We start from the raw sequence: 13615 nt of genomic DNA on the forward strand, positions 1-13615 counted from the left end.
GCGCGGCTTTCGGCCGCGCCCTTCTTTCATAAACTCAGGAGAACATCATGAGCATCAAGCGTATCGACGTCGGCGCCCGCATGAGTGGCGCGGTCATCCACGGTAACACCGTCTATCTCGCCGGCCAGGTCGGCGAAGGCGAAAGCGTGACAGATCAGTGCAAGTCGGCGCTTGCCGAAGTCGATCGTCTGCTTGCCGCTGCAGGTTCCAGCAAGTCGAAGATCCTGCAGACGTTGATCTATCTCTCCGACATTTCCTACTTTGCGGAGATGAACGCTGCCTGGGAAGCCTGGGTCGACCCGGAGAACACGCCGGCTCGCGCCACCAGCGAGGCCAAGCTTGCTGCACCGAAGTACAAGGTCGAGTTTATCGTCATCGCCGCGATCGACTGAGTTCGGCGCCAATTGCCCGTTTCAAAGCCGGTGGGTTCGCTCACCGGCTTTTTGTTTGCGCGATTTCGGTAAGCGTGCGTGTCGGCGTGATCGCCTCGGGATCAAGCTTCACCTCGATGATCGAAGGCTTGCCGCTTGCGCGCGCGCGCTCAAAGGCAGGCGCGAAGTCCCCGGTTTTCTCCACCGTTTCACCATGGCCGCCATAGGCACGGGCAAGGGCTGCGAAATCCGGATTGGTGAGATCCGTTCCGCTGACACGGCCGGGATAGTCGCGTTCCTGATGCATGCGGATCGTGCCGTAGATGCCGTTGTTGATGACAAGGGCGATGATCGGGAGGTTGTAGCGGACGGCCGTGGCGAATTCCTGCCCGTGCATCAGGAAACAGCCGTCGCCGGCAAAGCAGATGACTTCACGCTCCGGAAAAAGCCGCTTGGCGGCCACGGCAGCCGGCAGGCCGTAACCCATCGAGCCGGATGTTGGGGCCGCCTGGGTATTGAACTGCCGGAAGCGATGGAAGCGATGCAGCCAGGTGGCATAATTGCCGGCACCATTGGTGAAGATCGTGTCGGCTTTCGTGTTGCCCTCGATCCATTCCATGATCGGTCCCATGTGAACGGCGCCGGGGCCTGATTGGGGCGGCTTCGACCAGGCAAGATAGGCCTGGTGCATATGCTCGGTCCTTTCCGCCCAGCGCGGTTCGGCAGGCGCTTCGAGATCGGTAAGGGCGGCGACGAAGTCCTGCGGCGATGCGCAGATCGCCAGGTCCGGACGGTAGATGCGGCCAAGTTCGGACGGGTCAGGATAGATGTGGACGAGCGATTGCGCCGGGTAGGGGACGTTGATCAGGGTATAGCCTGACGACGGCATTTCCGACATCCGGGCGCCGAGCAGGATCAGCAAATCGCTCTCCTTGATCTCCTTCGCCAACGCCGGATTGATGCCGATGCCGACATCACCGGCATATCCCGGGTTGAGGTGATCGAAGAGCATCTGGCGGCGGAAGGAACAACCGACCGGCAGCTTGAAGCGTTCGGCAAAGATGCGGAAATCGGCAACTGCATCGGCATCCCAGCGAGTGCCGCCAACAATGACAATCGGCCGTTCGGACTTCAAGAGCCGCATGTAGAAATCGTCGACCTGACGGCGCCCGGGATGAGCGGCAACGCGGGCATAAGGCTTTGCGCGCGGCGCTTCCACCTCGTCGCGCAACATGTCTTCGGGCAGTGACAGCACGACAGGCCCGGGCCTGCCGGCCGTGGCAACGGCAAAGGCGCGGGTCACGAATTCGGGAATGCGTGCCGCATCATCGATTTCACCGATCCATTTGGCATACTCGGTCAGCGCGCGGCGGAACTCGACCTCCTGGAAGGCTTCGCGCTCGCGGGCATCACGCTGCACCTGGCCGATGAAGAGGATCATCGGGATCGAATCCTGCCTGGCGATATGCAGGCCTGCCGTGGCGTTGGTGGTGCCAGGCCCGCGGGTGACAATGCAGATGCCGGGTTCGCCGGTGAGCCGACCCCAGCAATCGGCCATCATCGCGGCACCGCCTTCCTGGCGGCAGACGATCACTTCGATATCCGTGTCATAAAGCGCGTCCAGCACAGCGAGGAAGCTTTCGCCGGGCACGCAGGAAAGCCGCTTTATTCCGTTTGCCTTCAGCGCTTCGACAATCAGCTCGCCGCCGGTCTTCTTCATGATGCAGATTTCCTCTCCCGTTCAGCGCGCTCCAATGCCTCGAGCTCTGCCAGAACCTCTTCCTGATGCTCGCCGAGCCGGGGGCCCGGCCTTTGGTAACGCAGGGGCGTTTCGGAGAGCACGACCGGCGTCCTCACGCCCGGAATCATGTTTCCTGCCGCATCCGGCAGATCGATGCGCAGTCCGCGCGCCTTTATCTGCGGATCGGCGAACATCTCCTCGATCGTGTTGATTGCGCCGGCGGGTACAGCATCCTTTTCGCAGGCTTTCAGCAAGTCGGCCTTCTGCCATTTCAACGTTTCGGTCGAGATCAGGCGGCGCACTTCGTCGCGGTTGGCGACGCGGGCCTTATTGGTCGAAAAACGCTCGTCGTCGGCGATGCCATCGAGACTGAGGATCGTGCAGAGACGCCGGAACTGGTTGTCATTGCCGACGGCGAGGATCAGGTAACCGTCCGCGCTCGGCACGACCTCGTAAGGCGAGATGTTCGGATGGGCGTTTCCGAGCCGCGCCGGCGCGCGGCCGGAGATCAGGTAGTTCATGTTTTGATTGGCGAGCACGGCGGATTGCACGTCGAGCAATGCCATATCGACAAGCTGGCCTTTGCCGGTTTTCAGCGCATGGATGAGGGCTGCCTCGATTGCCGCGACAGCATAGATGCCGGTGAAGATATCGGCGATGGCCACACCTGCTTTCATCGGCTGGCGATCCGGCTCGCCGGTGATCGACATGAAGCCGGACATGCCCTGGACGATGTAGTCATAGCCCGCGAGGCTGGCATAGGGGCCAGACTGGCCGAAGCCGGTGATGGAGCAGTAGACGAGCTTGGGATTGATCTTGCGCAGGCTCTCGTAGTCGAGCCCATACTTGACGAGGCCACCGAGCTTGAAATTTTCGATCAGGACATCGGCCGTTGCCGCAAGGCGTCGCACCAGCGACTGGCCTTCCTCGGTCTTCAAATCGGCCGTGACAGAGCGCTTGTTGCGATTGGCGCAGTGATAATAGGCGGCTGAAAGGTTTTCGCCGTCGCCGCCCTCGACGAAGGGCGGCCCCCATTGGCGCGTATCGTCGCCGCCTTCCGGATTTTCGACCTTGATGACGTCTGCGCCTAGATCGGCCAATATCTGCCCGGCCCAGGGGCCTGCCAGGACGCGGGCGAGCTCGATGACCCTGAAGCCGGCAAGCGGCGGTTTCTTGCTACTTTCCGTCATGTTCCTCCCCGGAAACGGATCATGGTGCCCGCGTTGCCTCAGATGTATCGGATACGGGTTTGGATGCAAAGCGGCGCTCGCGCCAGATGATGTAAAGTCCCGATGCAATGATGATGAGAATTCCCAGCCATTTGATGGCGTCGGGAAAATCGCCGAAAACCAGCCATGCGAAGATCGTGGCCGAGACGATCTCAAAATATTGCAGCGGCGCTAAAGTCGAGGCGGGTGCGGAGCGATAGGCATAGACGCCGAGAATGCTGGCAATCGCGGCCGTTACGCCGACGCCAAGGAGCCAGACGAGACCCATCGTGGTTGGCGCTACCGGTTCGAACACATCCGAGCCGCTTCCACGAGCCAAGAAAAGCAGGACAGCACAGATGAAAAGACCCCACAGGCCCATGTGAAACTGCATCACCCATGGGTCCTCGCGCTGCGCCAGGGCCCTGTTCATCATCGCGGAGATGGCGATGCAGACTGCGCTGACGACCGGCAACAACGCCACGTAGCCGACTTCCTGGAAGCTTGGCTGAATGACCAGGATCGCGCCGAAGAAGCCGATCCCGCAGGCCGTGTAGCGCCTCCAGCCGATTGTCTCGCCCAGAAAAAGGCTGCTCAGGACTGTGAGGATGATGGGTTCGACGAAGAAGATCGCGATCGCATCTGCAACTGCCATGTATTTGAGCGTGGTGACGAACGAGATCATCGATATCGTGATGATGGCGCCGCGAATTGCGTGGAAGAGGCTCTGCCTCAAAGACGAATCCGTCAGTTTTTTGCGCCAGATGACAATGGGAAGCATGCACAGAGCCTGTATGGCAAAGCGTGCTGCGGTGATCTCCGCAGACGGAACCGTCGTGATGGCAAGCTTGGAAAAAATATCGATCAGCGGCGATACGAGCACCGAAAAAAACATGAGCATGAGGCCCATGCTGACTTCGGAGGAGCTATTCTTTGTTATCGCACTGTTCATTTCCGGTCCGCTCGTCGGGGCTTGCGGTTGCGCAATCGCACCAATCGGCAAACGCCGAAATCGCCGCTTCGGCGCCGATCTCGTTCAGAGTCTCGTGCCGCTTGTCCTGATATATTTCGGTGGTGATACGGGAGAAACCATGCTGTTTCAAATGGTTTGACAGCCACATCACGGCTTTTCCGCCATCGGTCGCCGGATCCTTTCCGCCGCCGACGAGATGGATCGGCAGGTTCTTTCGCAGCCTCTCGAGGTGCCGCTTCTGCGGCGCGCGAAAGGTGAGTTGAATAATATCGAGCCAGAGAGAAACGGAAGCATCGAAGCCACAGAGCGGATCGGCGATATATTTGTCGACTTCGGCCGGATCGCGCGAGAGCCAGTCATATGCAGTCCTGTGGCCGGGAATGGATTTGCCCCAGACGTCGAAGGTGAGCTTCGGCATGAGGGCGCTCGGAACGTCGGAACCCTTAAGGGCTTTCTCGGCAAGCAGGATGGCTTGCGCGGCCCTGCCTGTCAGACCGACAGCGAAATTCGAATTCCACACGGCCACGGCATCAAACTTTTCCGGATAGGTCACCGCAACATTGAGGGCGATCAGCCCGCCCATGGAGTGGCCGAAGAGGATCACGGGAAGGTTCGGATGAAATCTTGCCGCATAGTCGCGCATGGCGACCATGTCGGCAAGGACCTGCTGCATACCGTTGCGCCGGGCGAATTGGCCGATCGGCGCGCCGTTGGCCACGGTTTCGCCGTGGCCGCGGTGGTCGTGGGCATAGACATGATAGCCGCGTGCGGCCATCGCCTTGGCGAAGCGTGCGTAGCGCCTGGAATGTTCAGCAAGTCCGTGGGAGATCAGCAGGATGCCCCGCGGACGGCCGCAGGCCGCCTCATGATGAAAGGCGAGCATCGCCTCAGGCGCCTTAAGCCATTGTGTTTTCGAAAACATTTCCATCCTCCCGCTGCAAAAGAGCAGATCGCGGGCCAAATGCAACATCCTGACGCATGTTTGCTGTGGAATTTCCTGCGAGTCCGGGTTGCACTACCTCGGGCTTCGGGTCTATTCGTTCGCGAATTGTTCTGTCTGCGGGAGTTGCGATGAGCAGGGTGTTTGTGCGTTTGGTGGCGTTTGTTCTGTCGACCGTCATGGCCGGCTTTGCGGTTGCTCAGGATGAGGGCACGCGCTTCATCCTTGCTGCAAGTTGGCAGCCGGCATTCTGCCAGGTAAACCAAAGGAAGCCGGAATGCAGGACCCAGACGAAGGACCGTTTCGACGCGACGAATTTTTCGCTCCACGGCCTTTGGCCGCTGCGGCAGAATTACTGCGGTGTACCGAAGGAGCTGCAGGCAGTCGATAAAGACGGGGATTGGAAAAGGCTGCCGGAAGTCAAGCTGACGATCGAGAATGCGTCAGCCCTTGCGAGGGCCATGCCCGGATCGCAATCGGGCCTTGAGCGGCATGAATGGACGAAGCACGGCACCTGCACGAAGATGAGCGCCGACGATTATTTCAACGTGGCGATCCGCCTGATCGATGACCTCAACGGCTCGGCCGTTCGCGATCTCTTTGCCGCAAATGTCGGCAAGAAGGTCAATGCCGATCAGATCAAGGCGGCTTTCGACAAGAGCTTCGGTGCAGGTGCAGGCGAGCGTGTGAAGATGAACTGCCGGCGCGCAGGCGACGTGCGTGTCATCGCCGAGCTGACGATCGGGCTGTCGGAGGACGCGGGCTCGGTTGTCGGCGCCGGCGCTGGCCTTGCGAAACTCATGCAAGACGCCGGCCGCACCTCCTTCGGCTGCGACGAAGGCGTTGTCGACGCTGCGGGGTTCTGAGAGTTCATCGCACGGATGGATCGAGCGCAGCTCGAACAAGAGCGGGAAAAGAAATGCGGCTTTATGACTTCGGAAGCGTCGGGGAGGCCTACCAGAGATACTCGGACGGATACGAGGCCGAATTCGTCACCAGCTGGTGTTCGAAGTCGTGGCCGGCCTCACGTTTGCCTAGGCTGTTTCATGCGACTGGGCGGAAAGCCTGACGGGAACCGAGGAAATCCCTGCGTTGTCTTGTTTTTCGAACGCAGCCAAATCGATTGCCGTTCACAAAGCCGGTTTCGGCGTTGCCCGAACGCCGGCTTTCGCCTACATAGCGGCCACGGTTTTCAAAGTTTCCGCCCGGAGCAGCGTATAATGGCACGTCAGTTCATCTATCATATGGCCGGCCTCAACAAGGCCTATGGCAACAAGAAGGTGCTGGAGAACATCCACCTTTCCTTCTACCCCGATGCCAAGATCGGTATCCTCGGCCCGAACGGCGCCGGTAAGTCCACCGTTCTGCGCATCATGGCCGGTCTCGACAAGGAATATACCGGGGAAGCCTGGCTCGCCGAAGGCGCAACGCTCGGCTACCTGGCGCAGGAGCCGCAGCTCGACGCGTCGAAGACGGTGCTCGAAAACGTCATGGAAGGTGTGGCTTCCAAAAAGGCGATCCTCGACCGCTACAACGAACTGATGATGAACTATTCCGACGAGACGGCGGAAGAGGGGGCGAAGCTCCAGGACATTATCGACAGCCAGAACCTCTGGGACCTGGAAAGCCAGGTCGAAATGGCGATGGACGCGCTGCGCTGCCCCCCGGGCGATGCTTCAGTCGACAATCTTTCGGGCGGCGAAAAGCGCCGCGTGGCGCTCTGCCGCCTGCTGCTTGCCCAGCCGGATCTGCTGCTTCTCGATGAACCGACGAACCATCTCGATGCCGAGACGATCGCCTGGCTCGAAAAGCACTTGCGCGAATATCCAGGTTCCGTGCTGATGATCACCCACGACCGCTACTTTCTGGACAATGTCACCGGCTGGATCCTCGAGCTCGACCGCGGCCGCGGCATTCCCTACGAGGGAAATTATTCGGCTTATCTGCAGGCGAAGGCCAAGCGCATGCAGCAGGAGGGCCGCGAAGAGGCCTCCCGCCAGAAGGCTCTGTCTCGTGAGCAGGAATGGATTGCGTCAAGTCCGAAAGCGCGTCAGGCAAAGTCGAAGGCGCGTATCCGCGCCTATGACGAACTGGTGGCGGCAGCCGCCGACCGTCGTCCGGGCGACTCCCAGATCGTCATCCCGGTCGGTGAACGTCTCGGTCAGGTCGTCATCGAGGCGGAGAATCTCACCAAGGGATACGGCGATACCGTCCTGATCGAGAACCTGAGCTTCAAGCTGCCCCCCGGCGGCATCGTCGGCGTCATCGGCCCTAACGGTGCCGGCAAGACGACGCTTTTCCGCATGATCACGGGCCAGGAAAAGCCGGACAGTGGTGAAATCCGCATCGGCGATACCGTCGATCTCGGCTATGTCGACCAGAGCCGGGATGCGCTCAACGGCAACAAGACCGTCTGGGAAGAGATCTCCAGCGGCAACGACATCATCAAGCTCGGCAAGCACGAAGTGAATTCGCGCGCCTATTGCGGCGCCTTCAACTTCAAGGGCGGCGACCAGCAGCAGAAGGTCGGCACGCTTTCCGGCGGCCAGCGCAACCGCGTCCATCTTGCCAAGATGCTGAAGGCCGGCGGCAACGTCATCCTGCTCGACGAACCGACCAACGATCTCGATACGGAAACGCTGGCGGCGCTTGAGGACGCGCTCGAAAACTTCGCGGGCTGCGCTGTTATCATCAGCCACGACCGCATGTTCCTCGACCGGCTTGCAACGCATATCCTCGCCTTCGAGGGCGACAGCCATGTCGAATGGTTCGAAGGCAACTTCGAAGACTACGAGCAGGACAAGATGCGTCGCCTCGGCGCGGATTCGGTCAATCCGAAGCGGGTGACCTACAAGCGCCTGACGCGCTGAACGTCAGCGACGAGCCATTAGATCAGAAGCCCCGGTAATCGCCGGGGTTTTGTGTTTTTGTCGGTCGCTTTCAGACCAGTGAATTTCGTGAACAGAGAGGATTCCGGCTTGCCATGTCTCCTCAAATCACATAAAGATATCTTTATATGTTGATTGGGTCGGAATATGGCTGAAGCTGTGAAGCTTGGATTGGATGGGCTGGTGGACGTCTTGAAGGCGGCCGGTGAGCCGACGCGTCTGCGGCTTCTGGCGCTTCTTGCCGCCGGCGACCTGACGGTGACCGATCTTACGGAAATCCTCGGACAGTCGCAGCCGCGCATCTCCCGGCATCTGAAGCTGCTCGGTGAGGCCGACCTCATCGATCGCTATCAGGAAGGCGCCTGGGCCTATTTCCGGCTGAGGCAGGATGGCAAGGCGGCGGCGCTGGTGCGCCTTCTGCTGACACACGCTTCCCAGAACGATCCGGTGTTCTTGCGCGATGGCGAGCGGCTTTTAGCCGTGAAGCGTCAGAGGGCAGAGCGGGCGCAGGCCTATTTCAGTCGCAATGCCGCTGAATGGGACGAGCTTCGGCGCCTGCATGCCGCCGACGAAGAGGTGGATGCCGCGGTCATCAAGCTCCTCGGTGACCAGCCGGTCCATTCGCTGCTTGATCTCGGCACGGGGACCGGCCGCATGCTCGAGCTGCTTTGCGGCCTCTATCGCCGGGCGATCGGCGTCGATGCCAGCCGCGACATGCTGAGTGTCGCCCGCGCCAATCTCGACAGGGCAGGCATCACCAAGGCATCGGTGCGGCATGCCGACATCCTGAACCTGCCGTTCGAGGGGCAGGATTTCGATCTCGTCACCATTCATCAGGTGCTGCACTTCTTCGATCAGCCGGAAATCGCGATTGCCGAGGCGGCGAGGATGCTGGCACCTGGTGGGCGTCTCATGGTCATCGATCTTGCGCCGCATGGGCTTGAATATCTTCGCGACGAGCACGCGCACGTCCGCCTTGGTTTCTCGCATCAGTCGATGACCGACTGGCTGCGCAGGACGGGGCTCGACGTGGAGCAGGCCGTCGATCTACATCCGGGTCAGCCGGGCGAGAAGGGGCTTACAGTCACGATCTGGCTTGCGCGCGATCCCAGGCGCCTCATTGCATCCGAAGGCGCCGAAACAGTATTGGCCGGGGAGGTATGATATGGCTTTGAACACCGGAGACCGCCGCAATATCGGCATTTCCTTCGAATTTTTCCCGCCGAAGTCGGAGGAGATGGAAGGCCAGCTCTGGAAGACGGTGGCCGAGCTGCAGGACTGGGATCCGGATTTCGTCTCGGTGACCTATGGCGCCGGGGGCACCACAAAGGCGCCGACGCTGACGGCCGTGACGCGGTTCCTCAACGAGACGCCGCTTGCGACGGCGTCGCATCTCACCTGCGTGGGCGCCACGAAGGAAGAGACGCACCAGGTGATCGACCATTTCCGCAAGGCCGGCGTGAAGCACTTCGTGGCGCTGCGCGGCGATGCGCCGGGCGGGGCAGGGGTGCCTTACGAGCCTCATCCGGGCGGCTACGCCAATGCGGCCGAACTGGTGGCCGGCCTTCGCGAAATCGGCGATTTCGAGATTTCGGTGTCCGCCTATCCGGAGAAGCATCCGGAGAGCCTGGACGTGGCGGCCGATATCGACATGCTGAAGCGAAAGGCCGACAACGGCGCGGACCGCGCATTGACGCAATTCTTCTTCGATAACGACAACTTCGAGCGCTACCTGGAGAAGGTGCGGCGCTCTGGCGTCAAAATTCCGATCGTGCCCGGCATCATGCCGATCCAGAACCTGACGCAGCTGAAACGATTTGCCAGCGCATGCGGCACGGTGATCCCGGCCTTTCTCGATGAGCGCTTTGCCGGTCTCGACGACAAGGTGGAGGAGCGGGCCAAGGTTGCCGTTGATGTCGCCGTCGAGCAGATCGAGGATCTCGTTCGCCGCGGGTTAAACGAGTTTCATCTCTATACGATGAACCGCTCGCCGTTGGTTTCAGCCGTCCTCACCAATCTCGGCCTCAGGCGAGAGGGCGCAAAGAGGGCAGCGGGCGCGGCTGCCTGAGGGCACCGGCAATCGGCATCCAATAAAAAAGCGCATGTCTGGCGGTGACATGCGCTTTTTAATTGGCTGAACTGTTAGCTTGTCAGGAGCTAGGTATTCCAGTCATAGGGTTCGCCGACCGCTCAAATAAAGAGCATGGACAAGACGAACGCGAACGCTGCACTGACCAACAGGACATTCAAGGATCGTGTGATACCCATGTCTGCCTCCTCGCGTTAACCGGCATATAATATGTCTGAATTGTGTCGCGTGGAAAGCGGTTTCTATGCTGCAGCGCAGCGGCGAACTGCGGATGAGCCGAGTTCTGATCAGCTAAGCGATTGAAACGAAGTGCTAAATTGGAACGAAAATTTGTTCACACATTTTAACCGTGCGTTAAATTGGGCGATTGCCCGTTAACGGTGACGGCGACATAAAGGCATGACCGGAACCATTTGATATAACGCGGGAAATCGAAACCGCGCCCCGTCATGTTCCGGGGCGCGATCGAATTGCGCGGTCTTTACGAAAATCAACTGGTCAGAGCGCGCCGAGCAGGCCGGGCGTCGCCCAGCCATCGGCCGGCATTCCGAGACGCTGCTGCTCCCTCTGAATCGCGACACGCGTGCCGGAACCCAGGATGCCGTCTATCTGGCCGACATCGTGGCCCTTAGACTGCAGCTTGGTCTGCAACTGCTTCATCTGGTCATTCGCAAGGCCCTGTTCCGGTGTCCCCTTGAGATAAGGCTGCGCACCGCCAAAGCGGGTGGCGAAATATGCGGCCGAGGTCGTGTAGATGAATGACTTGTTCCACTCGAGATAGATCTTGAAGTTCGGATAGGCGATAAAGGCCGGTCCGTGACGGCCTTGCGGAAGAACGAGGTCACCCTCCAGATTGCCGAAGCTGGTGTTGCCGTCACGCGGTTGGACACCGAGCGCGAACCACTCGCCCGCCGTCATGGTGCCGCCGAGACCCGATTTTTCCCAGGGAAGATTTTCTGGCAAGGTGACTTCCTGCAGCCAGGGCTGGCCGCGCTTGAAGCCGAGATGCTGGATGAACTTAGCAGCCGTCAGGATTGCGTCCGCGCCGCTCTCCTTCAGCCGCACATGGCCATCGCCGTCGCCATCCATGCCGTATGCGACGATGTCGCGCGGAAGCATCTGCACCTGGCCGATTTCGCCCGCCCATGCGCCGGTATTGGTCGCCGGGTCAAGGTCGCCGTGCTGGACCATTTCGATGAGCGCGATCAATTGCGGGCGGAAGAGTTCGGGGCGGCGGCAGTCATGCGCCAGCGTGACGAGCGCGTTGCGCGTATTGAAATCGCCCTGAACCGCGCCGAAGTCCGTTTCCATTGCCCAGAAGGCGGTGATGACGCCCGGGGCGACGCCATAGTCCTGCTCGGCCCTGGCGAAGACGTCTGCGAACTGTTTCAGCTTCTGGCGGCCGATATCGAGACGGGCCTGACTGACGGTACGCTGGGAAAACTCAAGGAAGGTCTGCTTGAAAACGCCCTGCGCGCGGTCCCGGCTAAGAACCTTCGGATCGATCTGCGCACCGGCGAGCGCCTTGTCGGCAGCTTCGGCCGAAGCGCCGGCGGCGATCGCATCGGCCTTTACGCCCGCCAGAAATTCGGCAAGGTCGCCGGCGCAAGCCACGGGAGGAGCCTGAGGCGTTGCGGCTGGTGGAGGGGAAGCCGCCGGCGCCATTGCCTGCTGCTGAGCCAGCGCCGTGGTTGCCGCGGTGATTGCAAACAAGAGAGCAAGTGCAGAGCGGCTTGCGAGCGAGCGGTGCATGAGATCGTCCTTATATCCGAAATATGTCCGTTGCTTTCACAGATGAATGTGACGGAAGCAAGAAAGATCGGCGGACGTTACTAAGAATTCTTGTCCTTAGAAACGGAAGCCACCCAGTTGGTCCAGTTCTTTGAGGAGCCCGCGAACACATTGATGTCGGCGGGGCCTTTAATGCCGGGGATCACGCCGGTCGACGTGTACTGCCAGAAGGCCCAGCGGCGGTCGGCATAGGTGACTTCCGGGTGCTTGGCCACCGAGCGGACCCAGAAGTGATAGTCCTGGAAATAACCCTGCAGATTGTCGCGGTGGAAATCGACCGATGTATAGATGATCGGCCGCTTGCCGTAATAGGCTTCGAGGCGGTCCATGAAGCGCTGCATCTGAGCGCGGACGGTCGCCGGGTCCGGCCGAAAGCGGCAGGTCTTCGATTCGCCGTTCCATTCGACGTCCAGGACCGGGGGCAGGCGCATCGAGTCCCGCGGGACGTTGCGGATGAACCAGTCGGCCTGCTCATCGGCCGACGAGCAGAAATAATAGAAATGATAGGGCGCATGCGGGATGCCGACGGCGCGGGCGCGCTGCCAGTATTCATTGAAGCGCGGGTCGAACCTGTCCTTGCCCTCGGTCGCCTTGATGAAGGCAAAGGCGACGCCGGAGGTCTTCACCGTCTGCCAATCGATGTCGCCCTGCCACTTGGAGATGTCGATGCCGTGAACCTCGTTCCGATGCGGATGCTTCTCCCCGAAATCCTGGGGGTCGGTATCCTTGAATCGGGTCTTCGGTTTTATGGATGCGGTTTCAAGATAATCGTATCCCGATGAAGTACAGCCGGCCAACATGATGGCCAATGGCAATACAACAAACAAAATCCGGCGCATAAATGTCCCGTCGTGGACCGAATGATCGACTTGCCCCACAGCTTGACCTTCGAAAGACGAGTTTCAGTAGAGGAATCCCCCTCTTTGAACATATCAACGTAAAAATTCGGTTAGTTTCAAGTCAATTGTGAAGGTCGGGCGATGATTGCCGCCCGCCAGGCGTAGCCGCCGCCGATCGTCTCGAACGACAATCTCGCGTTGTTTTCATGGGCTTGGGCTTCCAGCACCTCGCGCAGATCGGCGCGAGGCATCACGTGAAATTTTGCAAGCCATGACTTCAGCACTGCCTTGAACCAGCCCGGCAGGCCCTCCTGCTGGCCGAAATCGACGATATGCAGTTGTCCGCCAGGGTTCAATGCGGCGATTGCGGCAGCCACGGCGCGTTCCCAATCGGGAATCATCGACAGAGCATAAGAAATGAGGATCCGGTCGAAGCCGCCGACACCAAATTCCCGCGGAGTGAAGGCGGTCGCGTCGGCTACGCGAAAATCGGCAACCGCAAGCTTCGTGGCGAATGTTTTGCGCGCTGAAATCAGCATTTCCTGCGAAATGTCGAGGCCGTAGAGCCTGGCGGCGGGGAACAGCCGGTGTGCGAGCACCAGATTGCGGCCCGTGCCGCAGCCGACTTCGAGCAGCGTACCGCCTTCCGGAACGTCCAGATTGCGGATCGTACGGTCGCGGCCGAGCAGGTAGTATTTGCGCGTCAGATCATAGATATGGCGCTGGTGGCGATACATGCCGTCCATGAGATTGGCATGTTTCTCGTCCAGGATGG

At 60.2% G+C, this 13615-nt stretch carries 12 protein-coding genes; 5 read left to right on the forward strand and 7 right to left on the reverse strand.

Going from position 1 to position 13615, the window contains the following annotated elements; all coding sequences use genetic code 11:
- The first annotated feature begins 47 nt into the window (after window positions 1–47).
- Entirely contained in the window at window positions 48–392 is a 345-nt protein-coding gene (locus tag EV130_RS13915; protein ID WP_074061770.1) for a RidA family protein, read from the forward strand.
- 40 nt (window positions 393–432) lie between these two features.
- Here EV130_RS13915 and EV130_RS13920 read toward each other — a convergent pair whose 3' ends face one another.
- Genes EV130_RS13920 through EV130_RS13935 form a run of 4 tightly spaced genes read right to left on the reverse strand, consistent with a single transcriptional unit; the run spans window position 433 to window position 5215 of the window.
- On the reverse strand, window positions 433–2091 hold the full coding sequence (locus EV130_RS13920) for a thiamine pyrophosphate-binding protein (RefSeq protein ID WP_132660578.1): 1659 nt from the start codon (window positions 2089–2091) through the stop codon (window positions 433–435).
- Window positions 2088–3302 carry a succinate--glutarate CoA-transferase gene (gene caiB, locus EV130_RS13925; protein WP_074061768.1) on the reverse strand — a complete coding sequence of 405 codons (1215 nt, stop codon included), beginning with the start codon at window positions 3300–3302 and terminating at the stop codon, window positions 2088–2090. Before caiB ends, EV130_RS13920 begins: the two co-directional genes overlap by 4 nt.
- A 19-nt stretch (window positions 3303–3321) precedes the next feature.
- On the reverse strand, window positions 3322–4272 hold the full coding sequence (locus tag EV130_RS13930; protein ID WP_074061767.1) for a DMT family transporter: 951 nt from the start codon (window positions 4270–4272) through the stop codon (window positions 3322–3324).
- Entirely contained in the window at window positions 4247–5215 is a 969-nt protein-coding gene (locus tag EV130_RS13935) for an alpha/beta hydrolase (RefSeq protein ID WP_132660580.1), read from the reverse strand. The genes EV130_RS13930 and EV130_RS13935 overlap by 26 nt, the downstream gene beginning before the upstream one ends.
- 149 nt (window positions 5216–5364) lie before the next feature.
- On the opposite strand from EV130_RS13935, the gene EV130_RS13940 reads away from it, so the two are divergent.
- From EV130_RS13940 to metF, 4 genes are all read left to right on the forward strand, one after another.
- The gene (locus EV130_RS13940) at window positions 5365–6099 is read left to right on the forward strand and encodes a ribonuclease T2 family protein (RefSeq protein WP_074061766.1); all 735 of its coding nucleotides are present in this window, start codon (window positions 5365–5367) and stop codon (window positions 6097–6099) included.
- 354 nt (window positions 6100–6453) lie between these two features.
- Window positions 6454–8103 (forward strand): energy-dependent translational throttle protein EttA, encoded by a 1650-nt coding sequence (ettA, locus tag EV130_RS13945; protein WP_074061765.1) that lies wholly within the window; start codon window positions 6454–6456, stop codon window positions 8101–8103.
- A gap of 165 nt (window positions 8104–8268) precedes the next feature.
- Window positions 8269–9285: an ArsR/SmtB family transcription factor gene (locus tag EV130_RS13950; protein WP_074061764.1), complete on the forward strand. Its 1017-nt coding sequence runs from the start codon at window positions 8269–8271 to the stop codon at window positions 9283–9285.
- A gap of 1 nt (window position 9286) precedes the next feature.
- Window positions 9287–10189 carry a methylenetetrahydrofolate reductase [NAD(P)H] gene (gene metF, locus EV130_RS13955; RefSeq protein WP_074061763.1) on the forward strand — a complete coding sequence of 301 codons (903 nt, stop codon included), beginning with the start codon at window positions 9287–9289 and terminating at the stop codon, window positions 10187–10189.
- 519 nt (window positions 10190–10708) lie between these two features.
- Here the strand turns inward: metF and EV130_RS13960 are convergent.
- From EV130_RS13960 to EV130_RS13970, 3 genes are all read right to left on the reverse strand, one after another.
- Complete coding sequence (locus EV130_RS13960; protein ID WP_074061762.1) at window positions 10709–11962, reverse strand: lytic murein transglycosylase; 1254 nt, start codon at window positions 11960–11962, stop codon at window positions 10709–10711.
- Between the two features lie 80 nt (window positions 11963–12042).
- Window positions 12043–12840 (reverse strand): glycoside hydrolase family 25 protein, encoded by a 798-nt coding sequence (locus EV130_RS13965; protein ID WP_074061761.1) that lies wholly within the window; start codon window positions 12838–12840, stop codon window positions 12043–12045.
- A 116-nt stretch (window positions 12841–12956) separates the two neighbouring features.
- The gene (locus EV130_RS13970) at window positions 12957–13586 is read right to left on the reverse strand and encodes a class I SAM-dependent methyltransferase (RefSeq protein ID WP_074063231.1); all 630 of its coding nucleotides are present in this window, start codon (window positions 13584–13586) and stop codon (window positions 12957–12959) included.
- Between the last annotated feature and the right edge of the window lie 29 nt (window positions 13587–13615).

Source organism: Rhizobium azibense (assembly GCF_004342325.1).
GTDB lineage: Bacteria > Pseudomonadota > Alphaproteobacteria > Rhizobiales > Rhizobiaceae > Rhizobium > Rhizobium etli_B.

Excerpts from the sequence above, each read along its gene's own strand:
- caiB (WP_074061768.1), bottom strand. The coding sequence starts at position 3,302 with ATGACGGAAAGTAGCAAGAAACCGCCGCTTGCCGGCTTCAGGGTCATC.
- EV130_RS13960 (WP_074061762.1), bottom strand. The coding sequence starts at position 11,962 with ATGCACCGCTCGCTCGCAAGCCGCTCTGCACTTGCTCTCTTGTTTGCA.
- EV130_RS13940 (WP_074061766.1), top strand. The coding sequence starts at position 5,365 with ATGAGCAGGGTGTTTGTGCGTTTGGTGGCGTTTGTTCTGTCGACCGTC.
- ettA (WP_074061765.1), top strand. The coding sequence starts at position 6,454 with ATGGCACGTCAGTTCATCTATCATATGGCCGGCCTCAACAAGGCCTAT.
- EV130_RS13935 (WP_132660580.1), bottom strand. The coding sequence starts at position 5,215 with ATGTTTTCGAAAACACAATGGCTTAAGGCGCCTGAGGCGATGCTCGCC.
- metF (WP_074061763.1), top strand. The coding sequence starts at position 9,287 with ATGGCTTTGAACACCGGAGACCGCCGCAATATCGGCATTTCCTTCGAA.
- EV130_RS13965 (WP_074061761.1), bottom strand. The coding sequence starts at position 12,840 with ATGCGCCGGATTTTGTTTGTTGTATTGCCATTGGCCATCATGTTGGCC.
- EV130_RS13950 (WP_074061764.1), top strand. The coding sequence starts at position 8,269 with ATGGCTGAAGCTGTGAAGCTTGGATTGGATGGGCTGGTGGACGTCTTG.
- EV130_RS13915 (WP_074061770.1), top strand. The coding sequence starts at position 48 with ATGAGCATCAAGCGTATCGACGTCGGCGCCCGCATGAGTGGCGCGGTC.
- EV130_RS13930 (WP_074061767.1), bottom strand. The coding sequence starts at position 4,272 with ATGAACAGTGCGATAACAAAGAATAGCTCCTCCGAAGTCAGCATGGGC.
- EV130_RS13920 (WP_132660578.1), bottom strand. The coding sequence starts at position 2,091 with ATGAAGAAGACCGGCGGCGAGCTGATTGTCGAAGCGCTGAAGGCAAAC.
- EV130_RS13970 (WP_074063231.1), bottom strand. The coding sequence starts at position 13,586 with ATGGACGGCATGTATCGCCACCAGCGCCATATCTATGATCTGACGCGC.